2 protein-coding genes and 2 pseudogenes are annotated in these 3715 nt (G+C 74.0%); 1 reads left to right on the forward strand and 3 read right to left on the reverse strand.

Features of this window, described 5'->3' with window-relative positions; all coding sequences use genetic code 11:
* Positions 1 to 194, reverse strand: a pseudogene (locus ACFXA3_RS38305) (hypothetical protein); the annotation flags it as partial.
* Positions 195 to 490: 296 nt separating this feature from the next.
* A complete protein-coding gene (locus ACFXA3_RS38310) occupies positions 491 to 2146 on the reverse strand; it encodes an acyl-CoA dehydrogenase family protein (protein ID WP_385195252.1) in 1656 nt (551 codons plus the stop codon).
* Between the two features lie 17 nt (positions 2147 to 2163).
* Between ACFXA3_RS38310 and ACFXA3_RS38315 the strand changes: the two genes are divergently transcribed.
* Complete coding sequence (locus tag ACFXA3_RS38315) at positions 2164 to 3285, forward strand: YihY/virulence factor BrkB family protein (protein ID WP_376192863.1); 1122 nt, start codon at positions 2164 to 2166, stop codon at positions 3283 to 3285.
* Positions 3286 to 3317: 32 nt separating this feature from the next.
* Here the strand turns inward: ACFXA3_RS38315 and ACFXA3_RS38320 are convergent.
* A pseudogene (locus ACFXA3_RS38320) lies at positions 3318 to 3715 on the reverse strand (FUSC family protein); the annotation flags it as partial.

Below are 3715 nucleotides of genomic sequence, written 5' to 3' on the forward strand. Positions count from 1 at the left end.
GCGCCCCGGCCGGGGTCCACCCCGCGGCCCCCCACCCGCCCCCAGGACTGGGCTATCCCCGGCCGGGGCTCCGCGGGGGCCCGGTCCCCGGCCAGCGCGGCCGCCCGCACCCCCTTGAGCAGACGCGCGGCCTCCCGCGCGTCCATGGCCGAGATGCGTGCCACATCGACCGTGCTGCCTGCGGTGTGGGCCACCGGAACCTCCCCGTGCGGAACAGGACGTACGAGGGAACCGCCCGCGCCGACCACAGCTGCCCTTCCCCGGGCACGCACGGCGGACGGTTCCGACTCAGAGGGTTGCAACGGTATGCAACTCTCGCCAAGTCCCGCCCTCCCGAAGGAAACTGTCCGGACGTCGCCTCGCGGCGTGACAGCTCCTCCTCGGGGCTTTCGGATCAGGGGTGGCGCCGTGTCGGCGCGGCGCCGCCCCTGTTCCCGGTCAACGGGCCCGGGTCCCGGCTCGGACCTGTTTGGGGACAGGGCTGCGCGACCTAGCCCGCGATCCGCGCCCGTTCGACCAGCGCCGCCAGCCCCAGGGTGTGCGGCAGCGTCCCGAAGGCGGCACCCCCGTCGCCGCCCAGGCGCGAGGCGCAGAACGCGTCCGCCACCTCCGGCGGAGCCCAGCGCACCAGCAGCGCCCCCTGGAGCACCAGCGCCATCCGCTCCACCACCCGGCGCGCCCGCGCCTCGATGCCCTCCAGGTCCGCGAGCTCCGTCAGCAGCCCCTTGATGGCCGAATCCAGCCGGTGATCGGCGCCCCGTGCCCGCCCCACCTCCTGGAGGAAGGCGTTCAGCGCCTGCGGTTCCCGCTGGAGCGCCCGCAGGACGTCCAGCGCCTGGACGTTGCCCGAGCCCTCCCAGATCGAGTTCAGCGGAGACTCGCGCAGCAGCCGCGGCAGCCCGGACTCCTCGACGTAGCCGTTGCCGCCCAGACACTCCAGGGCCTCCGCCACCATCGGCGTACAGCGCTTGGTCACCCAGTACTTCGCGGCGGGCACCGCGATGCGCAGGAAGGCCCGCTCCTGCTCCGTCCCGGCGTCGTAGGCGGCCGCCAGGCGCAGCGCCAGCGTGGTGGCCGCCTCCGACTCCAGGGCGAGATCGGCCAGCACGTTGCGCATCAGGGGCTGCTCGATGAGCCGTGCTCCGAAAACAGAGCGGTGCTCCGCATGGTGCACGGCCTGCGTCAGCGCCTGCCGCATCAGCGCCGCCGAGCCCAGCACGCAGTCCAGCCGGGTCGCCGCGACCATGTCGATGATGGTCCGCACCCCCCGCCCCTCCTCGCCGACCCGCCGCGCCCACGTCCCGTCGAACTCCACCTCCGCCGACGCGTTCGACCGGTTGCCCAGCTTGTCCTTCAGCCGCTGGATCGCGAACACGTTGCGCGTACCGTCCGGCAGCACCCGCGGCACCAGGAAGCAGGTCAGCCGGTCCCTGCCCGCCGACGGCACCTGCGCCAGCACCAGGAACCCGTCCGACATCGGCGCCGAGCAGAACCACTTGTGCCCCGTCAGCAGGTACTCGCCCGCCGCGTCCAGCGGCCTCGCCGCCGTCGTGTTCGCCCGTACGTCGCTGCCGCCCTGCTTCTCCGTCATCCCCATGCCGAACAGCACCCCGGCCTTCCGCGCGGCCGGCCGCAGCCCCTGCTCGTACACGTGCGAGGTCAGCAGCGGCTCCCATGCGGCGGCCAGCTCCGGGTCCGCCCGCAGCGCCGGCACCGCCGCGTGGGTCATCGACAGGGGGCAGCCGTGACCCGCCTCGGCCTGCGACCACACGAAGAACCCGGCCGCGCGGCGCAGGTGCCCGGCCGGCCGCCCCCACGCGTCGGTGAGCCCGGCGCCCACCGCGTGCCCGAGCAGCCGGTGCCACGCCGGGTGGAACTCCACTTCGTCAATCCGGTGCCCGTACCGATCGTGCGTACGCAGTTTCGGAGGGTTCTCGTTCGCCAGCACGCCCCAGCCCTGGGCCTGCGCCGAGCCCGCGGCCCGCCCGAGGTCCGAGAGCTCCCCCCGCACCTCGTCGAGGAGTTCGGGCGCCGACGCCGACAGGTGCCGCTCCACCCCCTCGCTCAGAGCCCGGTCGGTGCCGTAGACGTCGTAGCCCACCAGGGGCGGGGCCTGATTGCTGACGGTGTGGGTGGTGGCTGCCATGCGGATACCGTAAGGACGTGCAGCCAGCAAAAGAAACACCCGAGCGGGTCCCCGGGCGGCTCCATCGGGCCCGCGCCCTCTACCGCAACGTCTCCAAGCGCAAGATGGCGTGGCTGCTGCTGAAAGACACCGTCAATTCGTGCATCGAGTACCGGATCCTCGGCCTGGCGGCCGAGGCGGCGTTCTTCACGCTGCTGTCGCTGCCGCCCCTGTTCCTCGGCCTGCTGGGCGTGCTCGGGTACGTCGACGGCTGGACGGGCGGCACCTTCGTGGCCTCCATCGAGGAGAACATCCTGCGCGCGGTCGGCACCGTGCTCTCCGACCGGGGTGTCAACGACATCGCGAAACCCATGCTCGACGACGTCACCAACCGCGGCCGCCCCGACCTGATCTCCCTCGGCTTCGCCTTCGCCCTCTGGTCGGGCTCACGGGCGGTCAACGTCTTCATCGACACCATCACCGTGATGTACGGGCTCGACGGCCAGCGCGGCATCGTCAAGACCCGGCTGCTGGCCTTCCTGCTGTACGTGGTCGCCCTCGTGATCGGCGCGATCGTGCTGCCGCTGATGGTCGCCGGGCCGGACGCCGTCGTCCGCTGGCTGCCCTGGAGCACGGAGGTGATCGCGGTGCTCTACTGGCCGACGGTCACCCTGCTGTCCATCGCCTTCCTGACCACGCTCTACCACGTGTCCGTACCCGTGCGCTCCCCGTGGATCGAGGACGTGCCGGGTGCGCTCGTCGCCCTCGCCATGTGGGTGCTGGGCTCGTTCCTGCTGCGGATCTACCTCACGAACACCGTCGAGGGCCCGACCATCTACGGATCGCTGGCCGCGCCCGTCGCCGTCCTGCTGTGGATCGGGGTCTCGGCCTTCGCCGTCCTCGTCGGCGCGGCCGTGAACGCCGCCATCGACCGCGTCTGGCCGTCCGTCGCCACCGCCGCGGCCCGCGAGGCCAACGAGCGGGCCCGCGAGGCGGAGGCCGCGCAGCTGATCGCACGCGCCGCCGCCTGGCGGGCGCTCGCCGAGGGCGAATCGGAGGACGACGAGGAAGGGGACGCCGGGATGCCGTCGGAGTTCCCGGAGCGGTGGTCGAACTTCCTGCCGCCGGAGGACTACTCCTCCCGGCTGCGCAAGCACTGACAGCCGGTCCGGGCCGCCCGGGCCGGCGGGCCTCAGGGGCGCTGTTCCGGGAGCGAGGCCGGCAGCAGCGCCCGCGAGACCTCCTCCAGCGACTCCAGCACCTGCCCGGCCGCCCCGCGCAGCACCCCCGCCGCCGGGGCGTCCCACTCCGCCAGCAGCGCCCGCACCCCGTCCCAGCGCGGCACCCGCCGCTCGCGCACCGCCTTCGCGCCCTCCCGCGTCGCGGTGCGCAGCTCCTGCGCCAGCTCCGCCGCACCCGCCGCCGGGGCGTGGCCGCGGTCCGGGAGGTGGGCCTCCAGCAGCATCACCGCCTGGCCCAGCGCGGCCAGGGCGTGGCCCGCGTCGTCGGCGGCCGAGCGGGAGATCCCGCGGTGGCGCACCGGCTCCCCGGCGGCCCGCGCCCGCGCCTCCTGCCAGGCGATCCGGGCGT

It is taken from the genome of Streptomyces sp. NPDC059456 (assembly GCF_042750055.1).
Lineage (GTDB): Bacteria > Actinomycetota > Actinomycetes > Streptomycetales > Streptomycetaceae > Streptomyces.

Coding starts and splice junctions, on each gene's coding strand:
- ACFXA3_RS38310 (WP_385195252.1), bottom strand. CDS start 2,146: ATGGCAGCCACCACCCACACCGTCAGCAATCAGGCCCCGCCCCTGGTG.